Source organism: Cognatiluteimonas lumbrici, from assembly GCF_006476065.1.
In the GTDB taxonomy this organism is placed as follows: Bacteria; Pseudomonadota; Gammaproteobacteria; order Xanthomonadales; family Xanthomonadaceae; genus Cognatiluteimonas; species Cognatiluteimonas lumbrici.
This window is the reverse complement of sequence record NZ_ML636798.1, coordinates 1,400,362-1,418,362: the sequence shown is the minus strand read 5'-3', so window position 1 is coordinate 1,418,362 and position 18,001 is coordinate 1,400,362. Positions and strand designations below refer to the sequence as shown.

The 18,001-nt window shown below is 69.6% G+C and carries 20 protein-coding genes; 12 read left to right on the top strand and 8 right to left on the bottom strand.

The annotated features are described in order from the left end of the window. The 11 genes from lpdA (at position 1) to E4F25_RS06785 (ending at position 10,459) form a co-directional block, all read left to right on the top strand. Positions 1-1,845 carry a dihydrolipoyl dehydrogenase gene (gene lpdA / locus E4F25_RS06835; protein ID WP_140909427.1) on the top strand — a complete coding sequence of 615 codons (1,845 nt, stop codon included), beginning with the start codon at positions 1-3 and terminating at the stop codon, positions 1,843-1,845. Positions 1,846-2,104: 259 nt separating this feature from the next. Further along, positions 2,105-2,467: an ATP synthase subunit I gene (locus E4F25_RS06830; RefSeq protein ID WP_140909426.1), complete on the top strand. Its 363-nt coding sequence runs from the start codon at positions 2,105-2,107 to the stop codon at positions 2,465-2,467. After that, a complete protein-coding gene (gene atpB / locus E4F25_RS06825) occupies positions 2,464-3,348 on the top strand; it encodes a F0F1 ATP synthase subunit A (RefSeq protein ID WP_140909425.1) in 885 nt (294 codons plus the stop codon). Before E4F25_RS06830 ends, atpB begins: the two co-directional genes overlap by 4 nt. Before the next feature lie 63 nt (positions 3,349-3,411). Beyond that, complete coding sequence (gene atpE / locus E4F25_RS06820; RefSeq protein ID WP_140909424.1) at positions 3,412-3,687, top strand: F0F1 ATP synthase subunit C; 276 nt, start codon at positions 3,412-3,414, stop codon at positions 3,685-3,687. Between the two features lie 70 nt (positions 3,688-3,757). Further along, positions 3,758-4,240: a F0F1 ATP synthase subunit B gene (locus E4F25_RS06815; RefSeq protein WP_140909423.1), complete on the top strand. Its 483-nt coding sequence runs from the start codon at positions 3,758-3,760 to the stop codon at positions 4,238-4,240. 4 nt (positions 4,241-4,244) lie between these two features. Next, positions 4,245-4,772 (top strand): F0F1 ATP synthase subunit delta, encoded by a 528-nt coding sequence (locus E4F25_RS06810; RefSeq protein WP_140909422.1) that lies wholly within the window; start codon positions 4,245-4,247, stop codon positions 4,770-4,772. A 55-nt stretch (positions 4,773-4,827) separates the two neighbouring features. Continuing rightward, a complete protein-coding gene (gene atpA / locus E4F25_RS06805; protein WP_140909421.1) occupies positions 4,828-6,393 on the top strand; it encodes a F0F1 ATP synthase subunit alpha in 1,566 nt (521 codons plus the stop codon). A gap of 26 nt (positions 6,394-6,419) precedes the next feature. Further along, positions 6,420-7,283: a F0F1 ATP synthase subunit gamma gene (gene atpG / locus E4F25_RS06800; RefSeq protein ID WP_140909420.1), complete on the top strand. Its 864-nt coding sequence runs from the start codon at positions 6,420-6,422 to the stop codon at positions 7,281-7,283. An 81-nt stretch (positions 7,284-7,364) separates the two neighbouring features. Further along, positions 7,365-8,774 carry a F0F1 ATP synthase subunit beta gene (gene atpD / locus E4F25_RS06795; RefSeq protein ID WP_140909419.1) on the top strand — a complete coding sequence of 470 codons (1,410 nt, stop codon included), beginning with the start codon at positions 7,365-7,367 and terminating at the stop codon, positions 8,772-8,774. A gap of 10 nt (positions 8,775-8,784) precedes the next feature. Further along, positions 8,785-9,210, top strand: coding sequence for a F0F1 ATP synthase subunit epsilon (locus tag E4F25_RS06790; protein WP_140909418.1), 426 nt, complete (start codon positions 8,785-8,787; stop codon positions 9,208-9,210). Between the two features lie 124 nt (positions 9,211-9,334). Continuing rightward, positions 9,335-10,459 carry a DmpA family aminopeptidase gene (locus E4F25_RS06785; protein ID WP_140909417.1) on the top strand — a complete coding sequence of 375 codons (1,125 nt, stop codon included), beginning with the start codon at positions 9,335-9,337 and terminating at the stop codon, positions 10,457-10,459. Here E4F25_RS06785 and E4F25_RS06780 read toward each other — a convergent pair. Genes E4F25_RS06780 through E4F25_RS06745 form a run of 8 tightly spaced genes read right to left on the bottom strand, consistent with a single transcriptional unit; the run spans position 10,425 to position 17,212 of the window. Next, positions 10,425-11,615 (bottom strand): PP2C family protein-serine/threonine phosphatase, encoded by a 1,191-nt coding sequence (locus E4F25_RS06780; RefSeq protein WP_181168228.1) that lies wholly within the window; start codon positions 11,613-11,615, stop codon positions 10,425-10,427. The genes E4F25_RS06785 and E4F25_RS06780 overlap by 35 nt on opposite strands. Next, a complete protein-coding gene (locus tag E4F25_RS06775) occupies positions 11,612-12,517 on the bottom strand; it encodes a patatin-like phospholipase family protein (RefSeq protein ID WP_140909415.1) in 906 nt (301 codons plus the stop codon). Before E4F25_RS06775 ends, E4F25_RS06780 begins: the two co-directional genes overlap by 4 nt. Beyond that, positions 12,510-13,358: a patatin-like phospholipase family protein gene (locus tag E4F25_RS06770; RefSeq protein WP_140909414.1), complete on the bottom strand. Its 849-nt coding sequence runs from the start codon at positions 13,356-13,358 to the stop codon at positions 12,510-12,512. Before E4F25_RS06770 ends, E4F25_RS06775 begins: the two co-directional genes overlap by 8 nt. Further along, on the bottom strand, positions 13,355-13,693 hold the full coding sequence (locus E4F25_RS06765; RefSeq protein ID WP_140909413.1) for an STAS domain-containing protein: 339 nt from the start codon (positions 13,691-13,693) through the stop codon (positions 13,355-13,357). Before E4F25_RS06765 ends, E4F25_RS06770 begins: the two co-directional genes overlap by 4 nt. Before the next feature lie 7 nt (positions 13,694-13,700). After that, entirely contained in the window at positions 13,701-14,132 is a 432-nt protein-coding gene (locus E4F25_RS06760) for an ATP-binding protein (protein ID WP_140909412.1), read from the bottom strand. Beyond that, positions 14,129-14,500 carry a response regulator gene (locus E4F25_RS06755; RefSeq protein WP_140909411.1) on the bottom strand — a complete coding sequence of 124 codons (372 nt, stop codon included), beginning with the start codon at positions 14,498-14,500 and terminating at the stop codon, positions 14,129-14,131. The genes E4F25_RS06760 and E4F25_RS06755 overlap by 4 nt, the downstream gene beginning before the upstream one ends. Before the next feature lie 5 nt (positions 14,501-14,505). After that, positions 14,506-16,635: a response regulator gene (locus E4F25_RS06750; RefSeq protein WP_181168227.1), complete on the bottom strand. Its 2,130-nt coding sequence runs from the start codon at positions 16,633-16,635 to the stop codon at positions 14,506-14,508. A 58-nt stretch (positions 16,636-16,693) separates the two neighbouring features. Beyond that, positions 16,694-17,212, bottom strand: coding sequence for an adenine phosphoribosyltransferase (locus tag E4F25_RS06745; RefSeq protein WP_140909409.1), 519 nt, complete (start codon positions 17,210-17,212; stop codon positions 16,694-16,696). Between the two features lie 123 nt (positions 17,213-17,335). Here E4F25_RS06745 and E4F25_RS06740 point away from each other — a divergent pair, with 123 nt between their 5' ends. Continuing rightward, entirely contained in the window at positions 17,336-17,947 is a 612-nt protein-coding gene (locus E4F25_RS06740) for an RES family NAD+ phosphorylase (RefSeq protein WP_140909408.1), read from the top strand. Positions 17,948-18,001 lie beyond the last annotated feature (54 nt).

Genomic DNA, 18,001 nt, shown 5'->3' with positions numbered 1-18,001 from the left:
ATGGCCAAGACGGTCGAGGTGAAGGTCCCGGACATCGGCGGCTACGACGACGTGCCGGTGATCGAGGTGCTGGTCGCGGTCGGCGATACGGTGGCGAAGGACCAGGGCCTGGTCACGCTGGAGAGCGAGAAGGCGACGATGGAAGTGCCGTCGTCTGCGGCCGGCGTGGTCAAGGAAGTGCGGGTGCAGGTGGACGACAAGGTGTCCGAGGGCACCGTAGTCGCGGTGGTGGAGGTGGAAGGAGCGGCGGAAGCCGCGAAGGGGCAGCCTGTGGGAGCGGCGGAAGCCGCGAAGACCGGGGTTGCGCCGCCGCGTGACGAAGAGCGTTCACCCTCACCCCGGCCCTCTCCCGCAGGCGGGAGAGGGAGCACGACCGCGGGGGTCGCGGCTGGCGCCGCTCCTGCTGCAGCGAAGAGCTCGGGGCGGAAGGCGGACATCACTTGTGGGCTGGTGGTGCTGGGGGCGGGGCCGGGCGGGTACAGCGCGGCGTTCCGCGCGGCCGACCTCGGGCTCGATACGGTGCTGGTGGAGCGCTACGGCACGCTTGGCGGCGTCTGCCTCAACGTCGGCTGCATCCCGTCGAAGGCGCTGCTGCATGCGGCCGACGTGATCGACCAGGCCGCGCACGCGAGCGAGTTCGGCGTGGAGTTCAGCAAGCCCAGGATTTCGCTCGACAAGCTGCGCGAATACAAGGACAAGGTCGTCGGCCAGCTCACCAAGGGGCTGGCGGGCATGGCCAGGCAGCGCAAGGTGCGCGTCGCCACCGGCGAGGGCCGCTTCGTCTCGCCGAACGAACTCGAGATCCGCTCCGACGACGGCAAGGTGCAGTTGCTGCGCTTCGAGCAGTGCATCATCGCCGCGGGTTCGCAGGCGCTGAAGCTGCCGGGCTTCCCGTGGGACGATCCTCGGATCATGGATTCGACCGACGCGCTGCAGCTCGGCGAGGTGCCGAAGAAGCTGCTGGTGGTCGGCGGCGGCATCATCGGCCTGGAGATGGCGACCGTGTACCGCGGCCTCGGCAGCGAGGTGACGGTGGTCGAGCTCGCCGGGCAGCTCATCCCCGGCGCCGATGCCGACCTGGTCAGGCCGCTGGCCGCGCGCCTCAAGCAGCAGGGCGTCGCGGTCCACCTGGAAACGAAGGTGGTCGAGGCCAAGGCGCAGAAGAACGGCATCGCCTGCAGCTTCGAGGGCAAGAGCGTCCCCGAGGGCAAGCTCTACGACCGCGTGCTGGTCGCCGTCGGCCGTGCCCCCAACGGCGGCAAGCTCGATGCCGGCAAGGCCGGCGTGGACGTCTCCGAGCGTGGCTTCATCGCGGTGGACGCGCAGATGCGCACCAACGTGCCGCACATCTTCGCGATCGGCGACCTGGTCGGCCAGCCGATGCTCGCGCACAAGGCCACCCACGAGGGCCACGTCGCCGCCGAGGTGGCGGCCGGGCACAAGCGCGAGTGGGTGGCACGGGTGATCCCGTCGGTGGCCTACACCGACCCGGAGATCGCCTGGGTCGGGGTCACCGAGTCCGAGGCCAGGGCCAAGGGCATCGCGGTGGAGGTGGCGAAGTTCCCGTGGGCGGCCTCCGGCCGCGCCATCGGCCTGGGCCGCACCGAGGGCTTCACCAAGCTGCTGTTCGATCCGGAAACCCGCCGCATCGTCGGCGGCGGCATCGTGGGCGTGCATGCCGGCGAGCTCATCGCCGAGATCGCGCTGGCGATCGAGATGGGCGCGGAGGCGGCCGACATCGGCCACACCATCCACCCGCACCCGACCCTCTCGGAGTCGGTCGGCCTGGGCGCCGAGGTCTTCGAAGGCACCGTCACCGACCTCTACGTCCCCCGGAAAAGTTGAAGCCCCGGGGGTCCGGGGCTTCGGCGGCCTGCGGCGACTGACGAGGAAGGACGCAGGCCTTGCAGGGGTAGACCCGGCCGCCCGGGGAAAGTTCGCCTCGGAACCCGTCCCATTCACCTTCCGGGGTCCCGCGGCGGTTGCCGCTGAAAATAGCCCGCTGTTATAATTCTGCGGCTCAGCGGAGCCGTTTTTCGACGCGGCCACCGGTACCAAGACCTCCCAACGCAAAAGACCCAGTCGCGTGCACGATCCCATTGCCATGGGTCGCCGCGCAGCAACGCGCGCGGTAGCCATCCAGGCCGCCGTCGCGCTGGTCGTCGCCGCGGGGTTCCTGGCTGCCGGTCCGCGCCAGGCGCTGGCAGCGGCGGCGGGGGGCGTGGCAATGCTCCTCGGCAACGCGCTGGCGACGGCGGTGGCGCTGGGCGGCGGGATCCAGCCGGCAGGCGCGGCGTACGCGCGACTGCTGCTGGGCACGCTGGGCAAGTGGTTGGTGGCAATCGTGGTGGTGGCGGTGGCGCTGGGCCTGTTCCGGCTGCCTCCGTTGCCCCTCCTGGCGGGGCTGGCGGGCAGTTTGCTCGCCTACCTCCTGGCTTTGAACCTGCGCATGGGGCGGCAGCGTTGACTCCTCAAAATTCGACCGCGACCGAGCCGGCGAGCAGCGGCTCGACCGAATACATCAACCACCACCTGCAGCACCTGCAGGTCAGCGTGGGCGATGGCGCGTTCATGACCTTGAACGTGGACACCCTGTTCTTCACCGCGGTGCTGTCGCTGTTGTTCCTGGGCGTGTTCATCGCCTCCGCGCGCCGCGCCACCGCGGGCGTGCCGGGCAAGTTCCAGACCGTGGTCGAGATCATCGTCGGCTTCGTGGACGGCCTGGTCCGCGAGACCTTCCACGGCCGCAGCAAGCTGATCGCGCCGCTGTCGCTGACGATCTTCGTGCTCGTGTTCCTGATGAACTTCATCGACCTGATCCCGGTGGACTTCCTGCCGTGGACCTGGGCCAACGTCTACGCGGCCACCGGCCACGATCCCGCGCACGCCTACCTGCGCGCGGTGCCGAGCGCCGACCTCAACACCACCCTGGGCATGTCGCTGGCGGTGTTCGCGCTGACCCAGTGGTTCGGGCTCGCGCACAAGGGTCCGGTCGGCTTCACCAAGGAAATCTTCACCGCGCCGTTCCATGCCAACGGCCCGGTCGGCAAGGTCGCGCTTGCGCCGGCGAACTTCCTGCTGCGCGTGATCGAGGAGGGCGTCCGCCCGCTCAGCCTGAGCCTGCGACTGTTCGGCAACATGTACGCCGGCGAGCTGATTTTCGTGCTGATCGCGCTGATGACGCTCGACGCCTCGCTGGCCCACATCAGCACGTGGCTCATGGGCTCGGTGCAGTTCGTCGCCGCGTTCGCGTGGACCGCGTTCCACATCCTGATCATCACCCTGCAGGCCTTCATCTTCATGATGCTCACGATCGTCTACCTGAGCATGGCCGCCGAGAGCCACTGATCCCGCTTTCCAGATCCACCCTTTTCCTTTCACCGCGTCACAGATTCCAACCGGAGTAACAAGATGGATATCACCGTCCTCAACGCTGAAGTGCTGAAGTACACCGTCATCGCGGCCGGCCTGCTGATCGGCCTGGGCGCCCTGGGCACCGCGATCGGCTTCGCCATCCTCGGCGGCAAGTTCCTCGAGGGCGCGGCCCGCCAGCCGGAGCTGACCCCGATGCTGCAGACCAAGATGTTCATCGTCGCCGGCCTGCTCGACGCGGTGCCGATGATCGGCGTGGCGATCGCGCTGCTGCTGCTGTTCGCGAACCCGCTGCTGGGCTCGATCGCGGGCTAAGGCACCGCCGCAAGGCACATGGAACCAGCATCGCCGGCGGCACGCCGCCGGCAGCAGGAGCACAAGCACCATGCTACCCAACCTCACTCTGGTCGTTCAGTTCATCGCGTTCTTCGCGGTGGCCTGGCTGGTGATGAAATTCGGTTGGCCGCCGATCATGGCGGCGATCGAGGAGCGCCAGCGCAAGATCGCCGAGGGACTGGCCGCGGCCGACCGCAGCCAGAAGGACCTCGCGCAGGCCCAGGACAAGGCCAACGAAGCGCTGAAGGAAGCGCGGCTGAAGGCCAACGAGATCATCGAGCAGGCGCACCAGCGCGCGAACCAGATCGTCGACGCGGCCAAGAACGAGGCCGTCGCCGAGGCCAACCGCCAGAAGGCGCTGGCCGAGGCCGAGATCGCGGCCGCCGCCAACCGCGCCCGCGAGGAGCTGCGCCGCCAGGTGTCGGTGCTGGCCGTGGCCGGCGCCGAGAAGCTGCTGCGCAAGGAGATCGACGCGGCCGCGCACAAGGCGCTGCTCGACGACCTGGCCTCGCAGCTGGCGAAGGCGAGCTGATCCCGTGAGCCAGGCCCTGACCCTCGCCCGCCCCTACGCCCGCGCCGCCTTCGGCATCGCGCGCGACGAAGGCGCCTTCGCCGCGTGGTCCGACGCGCTGGGCTTCGCCGCCCGCGTCGCCGCCGACCCGCGCGTCGCCGGCGTGCTCGGCAACCCGAAGCTGTCCGACGCCGAGGCGGTCGCGCTGCTGGCGCCGCAGGGCGCCGGCGAGTCGGTGACCCGCTTCCTGGCGCTGCTTGCGGACAACCGCCGGTTGCCGCTGCTGCCGGAGATCGCCGGGCTCTACGAACAGCTGCGCAACGAGGCTGAGCACGTGGTCAAGGCCACCGTGACCTCGGCCGCGGCGCTGCCCGACGCCGAGCTCGAGGCCATCCGCGCGGCGCTGCGCAAGCGCTTCGGCAGCGAGGTCGAGCTGCAGACGGCGATCGACGAGTCGCTGATCGGCGGCGCGGTGATCGACGCCGGCGACGTGGTCATCGACGGTTCGCTCAAGGGCAAGCTCGCGCGCCTCGAGTCGGCGCTCGCGCAGTAGACAAGCCCGCCGTAAACAAGCGTGCAGTAAACAAAGAATCCAAGGAAAACTGGCAATGGCAACCACCACGCTCAACCCGTCCGAAATCAGCGAACTGATCAAGACCCGCATCGAGAAGGTCGGCCTGGCCGCCGAGTCGCGCAACGAGGGCACCGTCACCAGCGTCGCCGACGGCATCGTGCGCATCTTCGGCCTCGCGGACGTGATGCAGGGCGAGATGATCGAACTGCCGGTGTCCGAGGACGGCAAGGCGACCTACGCGCTGGCGCTGAACCTGGAGCGCGACTCGGTCGGCGCCGTGGTGCTGGGCGACTACGAGCACCTGCGCGAAGGCGACGTGGCCCGCACCACCGGCCGCATCCTCGAGGTGCCGACCGGTCCGGAGATGCTCGGCCGCGTGGTCAACGCGCTGGGCGAGCCGATCGACGGCAAGGGCCCGATCGAGGCGAAGACCTTCGCGCCGGTGGAGACCATCGCCCCGGGCGTGATCTGGCGCAAGTCGGTGTCGCAGCCGGTGCAGACCGGCTACAAGGCGATCGACTCGATGATCCCGATCGGCCGCGGCCAGCGCGAACTGATCATCGGCGACCGCCAGACCGGCAAGACCGCGGTGGCGATCGACGCGATCATCAACCAGCGCGATTCCGGCATCAAGTGCATCTACGTCGCGATCGGCCAGAAGAACTCGACCATCGCCAACATCGTGCGCAAGCTCGAGGAGCACGGCGCGATGGCCTACACCACCGTGGTCGCCGCGTCGGCCTCCGAGTCGGCCGCGATGCAGTACATCTCGGCCTACGCCGGCTGCACCATGGGCGAGTACTTCCGCGACCGCGGCGAGGACGCGCTGATCATCTACGACGACCTGTCCAAGCAGGCCGTGGCGTACCGCCAGATCTCGCTGCTGCTGCGCCGCCCGCCGGGCCGCGAAGCCTACCCGGGCGACGTGTTCTACCTGCACTCGCGCCTGCTCGAGCGCGCCGCGCGCGTGTCCGAGGACTACGTCGAGCAGTTCACCAAGGGCGAGGTCAAGGGCAAGACCGGTTCGCTGACCGCGCTGCCGATCATCGAGACCCAGGCCGGCGACGTCTCCGCGTTCGTGCCGACCAACGTGATCTCGATCACCGACGGCCAGATCTTCCTCGAGACCGACCTGTTCAACGCCGGCATCCGCCCGGCCGTGAACGCCGGCATCTCGGTGTCGCGCGTGGGTGGCGCGGCCCAGACCAAGATCATGAAGAAGCTGTCGGGCGGCATCCGCATCGCGCTCGCCCAGTACCGCGAGCTGGCCGCGTTCGCGCAGTTCGCCTCGGACCTGGACGACGCCACCCGCAAGCAGCTCGAGCGCGGCCAGCGCGTCACCGAGCTGATGAAGCAGAAGCAGTACGCGCCGATGTCGGTGGCCGAGCAGGCGCTGGCGATCTACGCGGTGGACAAGGGCTACATGGACGACGTCGCCATCAACAAGATCGGCGCGTTCGAGCAGGGCCTGCTGTCGCACTTCGCCAACACCGCCGGCGAGCTGATGCAGAAGATCAACGCCACCGGCGACTGGAACGACGACATCGAGGCCGCGTTCAAGAAGGGCATCGAAGAGTTCAAGACCACCGGCTCCTGGTAAGCACGGCTAAGTAAGGGAACGCTGAAATGGCTGGCGGACGCGAAATCAAGACGAAGATCAAGAGCGTGCAGAACACCCGCAAGGTGACGCGCGCGCTCGAGATGGTCTCGGCCTCCAAGATCCGCAAGGCGCAGGATCGGATGAAGGCCTCGCGCCCGTATGCGCGGGCGATGAAGCAGGTGATCGGCCACCTGGCGCAGGCGAACTCCGAGTACCAGCACCCGTACCTGGTGCAGCGCGCGGAGACCAAGCGGGTCGGCTACATCATCGTCTCGTCCGACCGCGGCCTGGCCGGCGGCCTCAACAACAACCTGTTCCGCAAGCTGCTGGTGGAAATCCGCAAGTGGCACGAGCAGGGCGTCGGCGTGGACGTGGTCACCATCGGCCAGAAGGCCAGCGTGTTCTTCCGCCGGATCAAGGTGGACATGCTCGCCTCGGTCACCCACCTGGGCGACCAGCCGCGGCTGGAGCAGCTCGTGGGCGTGGTCAAGGTGATGCTCGACGGCTACAGCGAGGGCAAGCTGGACCGCGTGTTCCTGAGCTACAACGACTTCGTCAACACCATGACGCAGCGCGCAGCGTTCGACCAGCTGCTGCCGCTGCCGGCCGACGACCAGCCGGTGTCCACGCACGACTGGGACTACCTGTACGAGCCGGACGCCGAATCGGTGCTCGACGACGTGCTGACCCGCTACGTCGAGTCGCTGGTGTACCAGGCGGTGCTGGAGAACGTCGCCTCCGAGCACGCCGCGCGCATGGTCGCGATGAAGGCCGCCAGCGACAACGCCAACAAGCTGATCGACACCCTGAACCTGGTCTACAACAAGGCCCGCCAGGCAGCGATCACCCAGGAAATCTCCGAAATCGTCGGCGGCGCCGCGGCTGTATGAGTCGCGGGTCCATCCGCAAGAGCCCGCACATCCATGTGCGGACTTCCAAATGAAAGACATCGATTCTTTGAGGACCGTGTGATGACCACCACCAACCAGGGCAAGATCGTCCAGATCATCGGCGCCGTCGTCGACGTCGAGTTTCCGCGCGACCAGGTGCCGCAGGTGTATGACGCACTGAAGGTGCGCGACACCGAGATCACCCTCGAGGTGCAGCAGCAGCTCGGCGACGGCGTGGTCCGCTCGATCGCGCTCGGCTCCACCGACGGCCTGCGCCGCAACCTGGTGGCCGAGAACACCGGTCGCGCGATCTCGGTGCCGGTCGGCGAGGGCACCCTCGGCCGGATCATGGACGTGCTCGGCCGCCCGATCGACGAGGCCGGCCCGGTCAAGTCCTCCGACACCTGGGAAATCCACCGCGCCGCGCCGTCCTACGAGGACCAGGCCGCGGCCAACGAGCTGCTCGAGACCGGCATCAAGGTCATCGACCTGATGTGCCCGTTCGCCAAGGGCGGCAAGGTCGGCCTGTTCGGCGGCGCCGGCGTCGGCAAGACCGTGAACATGATGGAGCTGATCAACAACATCGCCAAGGCGCACTCGGGCCTGTCGGTGTTCGCCGGCGTGGGCGAGCGTACCCGCGAGGGCAACGACTTCTACCACGAGATGAAGGACTCCAACGTCCTCGACAAGGTTGCGATGGTCTACGGCCAGATGAACGAGCCGCCGGGCAACCGCCTGCGCGTCGCGCTGACCGGCCTGACCATGGCCGAGTACTTCCGCGACGAGAAGGACGCGAGCGGCAAGGGCAAGGACGTGCTGCTGTTCATCGACAACATCTACCGCTACACCCTGGCCGGCACCGAGGTGTCCGCGCTGCTCGGCCGCATGCCGTCGGCGGTGGGCTACCAGCCGACCCTGGCCGAGGAGATGGGCGTGCTGCAGGAGCGCATCACCTCCACCAAGACCGGTTCGATCACCTCGATCCAGGCCGTGTACGTGCCCGCGGACGACCTGACCGACCCGTCGCCGGCGACCACCTTCGCGCACCTCGACGCCACCGTCGTGCTGTCGCGAAACATCGCCTCGCTGGGCATCTACCCGGCGGTGGACCCGCTGGACTCGACCTCGCGCCAGCTCGACCCGAACGTGATCGGCAACGAGCACTACGAGACCGCGCGCCGCGTGCAGTCCACGCTGCAGAAGTACAAGGAGCTCAAGGACATCATCGCGATCCTGGGCATGGACGAGCTGTCGGAGGACGACAAGCTGGCGGTGTCGCGCGCGCGCAAGATCGAGCGCTTCTTCTCGCAGCCGTTCCACGTCGCCGAGGTGTTCACCGGCTCCCCGGGCAAGTACGTGCCGCTGAAGGAGACCATCCGCGGCTTCAAGATGATCGTCGACGGCGAGCTCGACCACCTGCCGGAGCAGGCCTTCTACATGGTCGGCAGCATCGACGAGGCGATCGAGAAGGCCAAGAAGATCACCGGCTGAGGCTGACGACATGGCAACGACAATCCGCTGCGACATCGTCAGCGCCGAGGCCGAGATCTACACCGGCGAGGCCACCATGGTCGTGGCCACCGGCGAGATGGGCGAGCTCGGCATCGCGCCGCGCCACGCCCCGCTGATCACCCGGCTCAAGCCCGGCAAGGTCGTGGTCACCACGGCCGCCGGCGAGCAGCTCGACTTCGCGATCTCCGGCGGAATCCTCGAGGTGCAGCCGCAGGTGGTGACGGTGCTGGCCGACACCGCGATCCGCGCCGAGGACATCGACGAAGCCTCGGTGCGCGCGGCGAAGGAAGAGGCCGAGCGCATCCTCGCCCACCGCGGCGAGCAGATGGAGGTCGCGGAAGCGCAGCAGCGCCTGGCCGAGGTGACGGCGCAGCTGCAGGCGCTGGAGCGGCTGCGGAAGAACCTGAAGCACTAGAGTCAGGGTGGAGCCCAGGCGCACTGCGTGCGCGTAAGGGTGAAGCGCAAGGATGAAGCGTAAGAGGGCGGCCTCCGGGCCGCCCTTTTCGTTTAGGCTCGGGGCATCACGGGGAGGGCGTGCGATGCGGATCCTGATGGTGTTGGCGTGCGTGCTGGCGGTGGCGACGGTGCAGGCCTCGGAGCGGCCGCGGGCGCGTGAGGCGGGGGTGGTCATCGGGACGATGCCGACCGGCCAGCTCAACGCCATCGTGGACGTGCCGGACGTGCGGGTCGGGCACACGACGGTGGTCGAGGGAGATTCGGTGCGCACCGGGGTCACGGCGATCCTGCCGCATGGTGGCAACCTCTACGCGGAGCGGGTGCCGGCGGCGCTGTTCGTGGCCAACGGCTACGGCAAGCTGCTCGGGGTCACCCAGCTGCGCGAGCTGGGCGAGCTGGAGACGCCGATCCTGCTGACCTGCACGCTGTGCGTGTGGAAGGCGGCCGATGCGCTGGTCGAGTGGCAGCTCTCGCAGCCGGGGATGGAGCGCGTGCGTTCGCTCAACGCGGTGGTCGGGGAGACCAACGACGGTTTCCTCAACGACATCCGCTCGCGGCCGCTGCGGGCGGAGCACGTGCGCGCGGCGCTGGAGTCTGCCTCGAGCACGAACGTGGAGGAGGGCGCGATCGGCGCCGGCACCGGCACGGTCGCGTTCGGCTGGAAGGGCGGCATCGGCACCAGTTCGCGGGTGACGCCGGACGGGCACGTAGTCGGGGTGCTGGTGCAGAGCAACTTCGGCGGCTCGCTGGTGGTGGCCGGGGTGCCGGTAGGGCGCGAACTGCCCGATCCGGCGACGCTGGCCGATTCCGTCGAAGCCCCGGTGCCCGACGGCGACGGCAGCATCATGATCGTGGTCGCCACCGACGCGCCGCTCGGTCCGCGCCAGCTCGAGCGCCTGGCGCTGCGCGCGACCGTCGGCCTGGCCCGGACCGGCAGTTCGATGTCCAACGGCTCCGGCGACTACGTGATCGCCTTCAGCAACGCCGAATCCGTGCGTCGCCACCAGGGCGACAGCGTGCACCAGGCGCCGATGCTCGACAACGACGCCATGGACGCGCTGTTCGTCGGCGTCGCCGAGGCCACCGAGGAGGCGATCCTCGACTCGATGTTCAAGGCCGAAGGCATGCGCGGCAACCGCGGCGCGGTGCCGGCGCTGCCGGTGGACGAGGTCGTCAGGCTGCTGCGCGACCGGCCGTCATCCGACTGACCGCCAGCATCGTCACGTCGTCGAACGGCGCCTCGCCGGCGGCGTGGGCGTGGACGGCATCGCGGATGCGCGGTACCAGCACGCTGGCGCCGGCGCTGCCGGGCAACAGGGTCAGCAGGCGCTGCTCGTCGAACAGGGTGCCGGACGCATCCCGGGCATCGGTGACGCCGTCGGTGAACATGAGCAGCGATTCGCCCGGCGCCAGCGCCTCGCGCGCGAAGCCGAAGGCCATGCCCGGCAGCATCCCCACCGCGGGGCCGGTCGGCGCCAGCCGCGCGCGCACCGCGTCCGTCCCCGAGATCGCCGGGGCTTCGTGCCCCGCGTTGACGTAGCCCAGGCTGCCGTCGGCCGGGTCGAGCACGCCGACGAACATGGTCGCGAACATGTTGGCGCCGTCGTGGGTGCGGGCGATGTAGTCGTTGGTGGAGGCGAGCAGGGCGGGGAGCTGCGCGGCCAGCGCGTCCGCACCGTCCAGCGTGCGCTCGGCGCCGGCGCGCAGCAGGCTGCGGAACAGCGCCATGAACAGCGCCGCGCCCACGCCCTTGTCGCAGACGTCGGCGACCACCAGCGCGATGCGGCCATCCTCGAGCGCGAACGCGTCGTAGAAGTCGCCGCCGACCTGGCGCGCGGGCTCGAAGCAGGCGGCCAGCTCCCAGCCGTCCGCGCGCGGCAATTCGGCCGGCAGGAACCCGGCCTGGATGTCGCGGGCGATGTCGATCTCGCGTTCGAGCGCGCGCGCGTGCATCTGCTCGCGGTCGTGCAGGCGCTTGCGCGCCAGGCTGGCCCCGACGCGGGCGCGCAGGATCTGCGGGTTGAACGGCTTGGGCAGGTGGTCGTCGGCGCCCATGCCGATCGCCTTCGTAATGCTGTCGGCGTCGTCGAGCGCGGAGATCATCACGATCGGCAGGTGGCGGAAGCGGTCGTCGCCGCGCAGGCGTTCCAGCAGCTCGAAACCGTTCATCACCGGCATCATGATGTCGAGCAGCACCAGGTCGTAGTCGCCGGCCTCGAGCATGCCCAGCGCCTCGCGGCCGTCGACCGCCATGTCCACGGTGTGGCCCTGGCGCAGCAGCCGCCGCGACAGCACGTCGCGGTTCATCTCGTTGTCGTCCACCACCAGGATGTGGCCGGTGTCGCCGGCGGCCAGCGCGCTCATGCCAGGCTCCGTTCCGTGCCCGCGGCGAGCAGCCGGCGCAGGTAGGGCAGCTCGGCCTCCATCGCCTGCTCGCCGCGCTCGATCAGGTACGGGATCAGGTGGGTGTCGCCGAGCCGCACCGGCTGCGAGAACGCCGGCATCAGCGGCACGATCTCGGCGTGGTGGACCGCGCTGTAGAAAGCGTAGGTCGAGCGCAGCATGTGGTTGATGGTGGTGGAGATGCATTGGCCGGCCACGCCCAGCATCGAGTTGAGCTGCTCGGCCGGCGGGGTCTCGAAACCCATCGCCAGGATGATGTCGGCGCCCTCGCGGATCGCGATGCTGACCGGCAGCGGGTCGGACATGCCGCCGTCCACCAGCAGCCGGCCGGCGATCTCCTTGGGCCGCAGCAGCATCGGGATGGCAATGCTGGCGCGGACCGCGTCGCCGATGCGACCGGAACGCAGCTCCACCGCCTCGCCGGAGCGCAGGTCGGTCGCGGCCAGGTGCAGCGGGATCTTCGCCTGCTCGAAGCGGACGTCGCCGTAGAGGTCGCGCATCACCCGCGCCACCGCGCGGTCGTCCACCAGCCCGAGGCGTTCGTTGAAGCCGAACCGCCGCGGCAGCAGGCTGCGCAGCACCGAGCGCACGTGCAGGCGGTTGAACAGGCCCTCCCACATGCGGTGGGTGTGCTTCTCCGCCTCCAGCGCGTCCATGCCCATGGCCATGGCCGCGGTGTAGATGCTGCCGCCGCTGCAGCCGACGCAGATGTCGATCGGGATGCCCTCGTGCTGCAGCACCTTCCACATGCCGACCGCCGCCGCGCACTTCATGCCGCCGGAGCCGACCACCACGGCCAGCCGCGGCCGGCCCCGGGGGGCGACCTGCGGCGTGCGCGGCGTCAGCGTGGCCTGCTCAGGCATCCGGCTGCTCCAGCACCCGGTGCAGGTAGTCGAGCTGCGCCTCGGTGGCGCGCATGCCCTGTTCGATCACGTACGGGAACTGGTCGGTGTCGAACAGCCGGATCGGGCGGTCGAACTCGGGCAGCACCGGGATGATCTCGGCGTGGTGCGCGAGGTTGTGGAACGAGTAGTTCGCGCGCAGGAGGTTGTTGGTGTACACACTGTTGACCTGGAAGGCGTAGCGCGTGGCCGACTTGATCCGGCGCGGGTAGGGGCTCTCGAAGCCCATCGCCAGGATCACGTCCGCGCCCTCGCGGATCGCCACGTCCACCGGCAGCGGGTCGGACAGGCAGCCGTCGAGCAGCATGCGTTCGCCGATCTTCCACGGCTTCCACACGTAGGGGATGGCGATGCTGGCGCGCACCGCATCGCGCACGCTGCCCTCGCTCACCACCACCTTCTCGCCGTTGTTGAGGTCGGTGGCGACGATGTGCAGCGGGATCCTTGCGTCGGCGAAGTCCTTGCCGCCGAATGGCGGTTCCAGCGCTTCCAGCAGCGGGGCGTCATGGACCATGCCGAGGCTGCCCTCGAAGCCGAACAGCTTCGGCATGAACGCGCCCAGCAGCGAGCGCCAGTCGCGCTTGAGGGTCACCTTTGGCGTCCACAGCTCGGCGGTCAGGCGCTCGCAGGTGGCCACGTCGTAGCCCAGCGCCATCACCGCGGCGTAGATGCTGCCGCCGCTGCAGCCGACCACCATGTCCACGTCGATGCCCTCGCGGTCGAGCACCTTCCACATGCCCAGCGCCGAGGCGCACTGCACCGCGCCGGAACCGATGACGATGGCGACGCGCTTGCCGCTCATGCCGCGAAGCTCGCCACCGCCTCGTCCACGCCGGCGAAGATCTTCAGGATGGTCGCGAAACCGCTCAGCTCGAGCACCTTGCGCACGTTCGGGTTGATGTCGGCCAGGCGCAGGTCGCCGCCGCGGCGGCGCGCCTCCTTGACCGTGGCCAGCAGCGCGCGCAGGCCGGCGCTGCTGGTGTAGTCAACCCCGCTGAGGTCCACGACCAGGCGGCTGCCGCCGCCCTCGACGTGCCGCTGCAGCGTAGTGAGCAGGGTTTCGGCGGTGAGGCCGTCGACGCTGCCGCTGATCGCGACGATGTCCACGCCGTCCCGAGGCCGGATCTCGATGTCCATGGTGTTGCTACCCCTCTTGGTGTTCTGGTGCTGCCGCCGGCAGCCGCTTGGTGAGCGTGAGGACGTTGCCGCGCGGCGTCGCGGGTTCGTGTTCGACCGTGTCCATCACCTGGCGCACCAGGTGCCAGCCGAGGCCGCCGGGCTCGCGCTCCTCGAGCGCGGCGTCGAGGTCCGGGGCGGGCGCGTGCAAGGGATCGAACGCGGGCGCTTCGTCGCGGATCACCACGCGCACGCCGTGCGCGCCGGCGTCGATCGCCACTGCCACCGGGCCGCCGTCGCCGCCGTAGCCGTGTTCCATGATGTTGGTGAAGGCTTCCTCCACCGCGAGGCGCACGGCGAAGGCCACGTCCTCGCCCACGCCTGCCTCGGCGCAGGCCGCGTCGACGAAGGCGGTCAGCGTGTGCAGGTCGGCCATCGCGGTGGCGCGGAATTCGTTCACGCGGTTTCCCCGCCGGCCAGCGCCTCGATCTTGCCGACCAGGCGCGCGATGTCCACCGGCTTGGTGTCGAAGTCGTCGCAGCCGGCCGCGAGGCACTTGTCGCGGTCGGCGGCCATCGCGTGCGCGGTGAGCGCGATCACCGGGATGGCGGCGGTGGCCGGGTCGGCCTTGATGCGGCGGGTTGCTTCCCAGCCGTCGATCACCGGCAGCCCCATGTCCATCAGGATCAGCGACGGCGCTTCCGACCTGGCCTTGTCCACGGCTTCCTGGCCGTCCATCGCGAACACGAGTTCGTAGCCGCGGCGCAGCAGCCGCCGGGACAGCATGTCGCGGTTCATCTCGTTGTCCTCGACGAGGAGAATCTTCATGGCGCTCACCCCGCCACCGCCGCCGGCGCCTCGATCGCGCGCCGCACTTCCTGCTCGAGCTGGGACTGGCTGTAGCTGCCCTTCTCGAGCACGCTCTGCACGTGGCCGGCAAGGCGCTCCTGTTCGGCGCGCGACAGCTCCTTGGCGGTGAGCACCACCACCGGCAGCGTCTCGCCGCCGGCGCGCAGGGCCTCGAGGAATCCGAAGCCGTCCATCTCCGGCATCATCAGGTCGAGCAGCACCAGCGCCGGGCGCGCCTCGCGAACGCGCTCCAGGCCCTCGCGGCCGTTGCCGGCCTCGCTGACCTCCCAGCCCTGCCGCTCGAGCAGCTTGCGCAACATGCTGCGGGTGGTGGCGTCGTCCTCGACCACCAGCACGCGGCGCTCGCCGGCGTGGCGCAGGTGCTTCTCCAGCGCGCGCGCCAGGCTCTCGCGTTCGACCGGCTTGACCAGGTAGTCGGAGGCCCCGAGCGCGACGCCCATGGCCTGGTCGCCGGCCACCGAGACCATGATCACCGGGATCGCGCCCAGTTCCGGGTCGGCCTTCAGCCGCGACAGCACCGCCCAGCCGTCCACGCTCGGCATCAGCACGTCGAGCAGGATCAGCGCGGGGCGCAGCTCGCGCGCCAGGCGCAGGCCGGTCTCGCCGTCGTTGGCGCTGACCGTGCGCAGTCCTTCGCGCGCCAGCATCCGCGAGATCATCTCGCAGGCGCCTGGTTCGTCGTCGATGATCAGGATCACCGGGTCGGCCTGCGCTTCACTGGGCTGCGCCACCACCGCGGCCGCTTCGGTCGCCGCCGCGGCGTCGCCGGCGGCAGGTCCGGGCGCCGCCTCCGGATCCGCGGGCAGGCGCAGGGTGAAGCAGGTCCCCACGCCGGCGGTGCTGCGCATCGTGATCCCGCCGCCCAGCATCTGCGCGAAGCGACGCGTGATCGCCAGGCCGAGGCCGGTGCCGCCGTACTTGCGCGTGGTCGAGGCGTCGGCCTGAGAGAACGGCTCGAACACCTTCGCCTGCTGTTCCGGGGTCATGCCGATGCCGGTGTCCTCGACCTCGAACACCAGCCAGTCGCGGCCGGCGGAGGCCTCGCGCCGCGCGCGCAGGCGGATCTCGCCTTCCTCGGTGAACTTGCTGGCGTTGCTGAGCAGGTTGAACAGCATCTGCCGGACCTTGGTGATGTCCGAATGCATCGTGCCCAGGCCGGCGGCCTCGACCACCAGCGTGTTCGACTTCTTGTCGGTGAGCGGCTTGACCGTGCTGGCGACGCCGTCCACCAGCGCGTCCACCTCGAACTCCTCGAGGTAGACCTCCATCTTGCCGGCCTCGATCTTGGACAGGTCCAGGACCTCGTTGATCAGGCCGAGCAGGTGCTTGCCGGCGGTGTGGATCTTGGACAGGTCCGGCACCATCGCCTCGTCGCCGCTGTCCTGCGCTTCCTCGACCAGCAGCTCGCTGTAGCCGATGATCGCGTTCAGTGGCGTGCGCAGCTCGTGGCTCATGTTGGCCAGGAACAGGCTCTTGGACTGGTTCGCCTTCTCGGCGTCCTCCTTGGCCTGGGCGAGCTGCAGGCTCGCCTGCGCGAGCTCGGTGTTGCGCGCCTCCAGCAGCTTGCGCCCGTGCACGATGCGCCGGCTCTGCACGTGCGAGTGGTAGCTGAAGACCGAGCCGTAGATGAAGATGCCGAGGATGCTGGCGGCGGTCGGCACCGGCGGTGCCGAGAAGCTGGTGGCGTAACCGGTGAACCAGCCGACCGCGAGCGCGCCGATCGCGACCCCCACCAGGCCCTTCCACGCCAGACGGAAGCCGCCGATGCTGAGGTTGCCCAGGTGCACGCCGGACAGCAGCATCACGCTCGGCCACAGGCTGAAGTGCATGCCCGCGGCCCAGGCCCCCATCAGCACCGAGTCCAGCAGCAGGTTGCGCTGCTCGGCGCGCTTCTGGTCGGCGGTGGCACGCGCCCACAGGTAGGCCAGGTGCGGCCAGACGAAGCCGTAGCCCAGCAGCAGCGCCGCCAGCCCCGGGCTCATGCGCCCGGTGCGGTTGAACAGCGCGAACAGGATCAGCGCGGAAATCGGATAGCAGACGACCCGGACGAGATAGTCCAGGCGGACGATCGGATGCGCGTGCTTGAACGACATGCGCCGCAGTGTCCCGCGGCCCGGGGGGGCGCGACACACCATGAATATGTCGCCGCGTTCAGGCGGTGATGACGGCCTCCAGCGGCACCGACGGATCCCAGCGCTCGCGGCCGCGCAGTTCGGCCAGCTCGATCAGGACTTCAGCGCCCACCACCTGCGCGCCCTGCGCGCGCGCCAGCGCCAGCGCCGCGGCGAGCGTGCCGCCGGTGGCGAGGATGTCGTCCACGAGCAGCACGCGCGATCCCGGCGGCACCGCGTCGGCGTGGACTTCCAGCCGGGCATTGCCGTATTCGAGCTCGTAGTCCTGGCCGTGCGTGGTGCCGGGGAGCTTGCCGGTCTTGCGCAAGGGCACGAAGCCGAGCCCGAGCGCGCGCGCCAGCGCCGCGCCGAGGATGAAGCCGCGCGATTCGATCGCGAACACCGCGTCGAGCACCACGCCACGCCAGGGCGCCGCCATGGACTCGACGGCGCTGTTGAAGCCCTCGGCATCGGCAAGCAACGGGGTGATGTCCTTGAACACGACGCCTTCGCGCGGGAAACCGGGGACGTCGCGGACGAGTTCTCGCCAATCCTGCATGGGACACCTTGTACGTGGCCGCTCCTGATCTTACCCAAACGGCTGCGCCAAAGCCGGGTGGCGGCCTCACGGGGCTTGGACGCGGGCTGTCGCAGGCTGCCCGCGAACCCACGGAGCACCGCCATGACCGACCTTCCGGAGACCACGAGCGACGATTCGCCCGCCGAGCGCGCGCGCTGCCTCGACGAGGCACTGGAAGACAGCTTCCCGGCCAGCGATCCCCCGGCGATGACCTCGCCGACCGCGGCGACCCCGTCCGACGAGGTCATCGCCGACGGCCCCGGCGGTGCCCCACTGCGGGTGTACCGCGTGGTCGAGGCCGGGCAGGCAGCCGAGCCGTTCGCGCCCAGCGACAGCGGCGGACGCTGGTCGCCGCCGGGCAAGCCCTGCGTGTATGCCTCGCTGTCGCCGGCCGCGGCGATGCTGGAGTATCTCGCGCACCTGGAGGGCGACCCGCCTGGGGAGCTGATGCTGGCGGTGGCGACCGTGCCGCCGGGCACCGTGCTCTCGGAGACCAACGAGCCTTCGACCTGGCAGGAACTGCCGTACCGCCACGAGGTCCAGCAGGTCGGCGCGGCGTGGCTGGAGTCGGGGCGGTCGCTCGCGCTGCGGGTGCCGAGCGCGCTGTGCAACGGCGAGAGCAATGTCTTGCTGAATCCGGGCCACGAGGGCTTCGCGGGCCTGCAGCTGCAGGAATTGCGGCCGACGCGGGTGGATCCGCGCCTGCGTTCCTGAACGTCGTGTTCATGTGAATCACGCGGCCTGAATGTTTTCGGCCCGAAGGTTGCC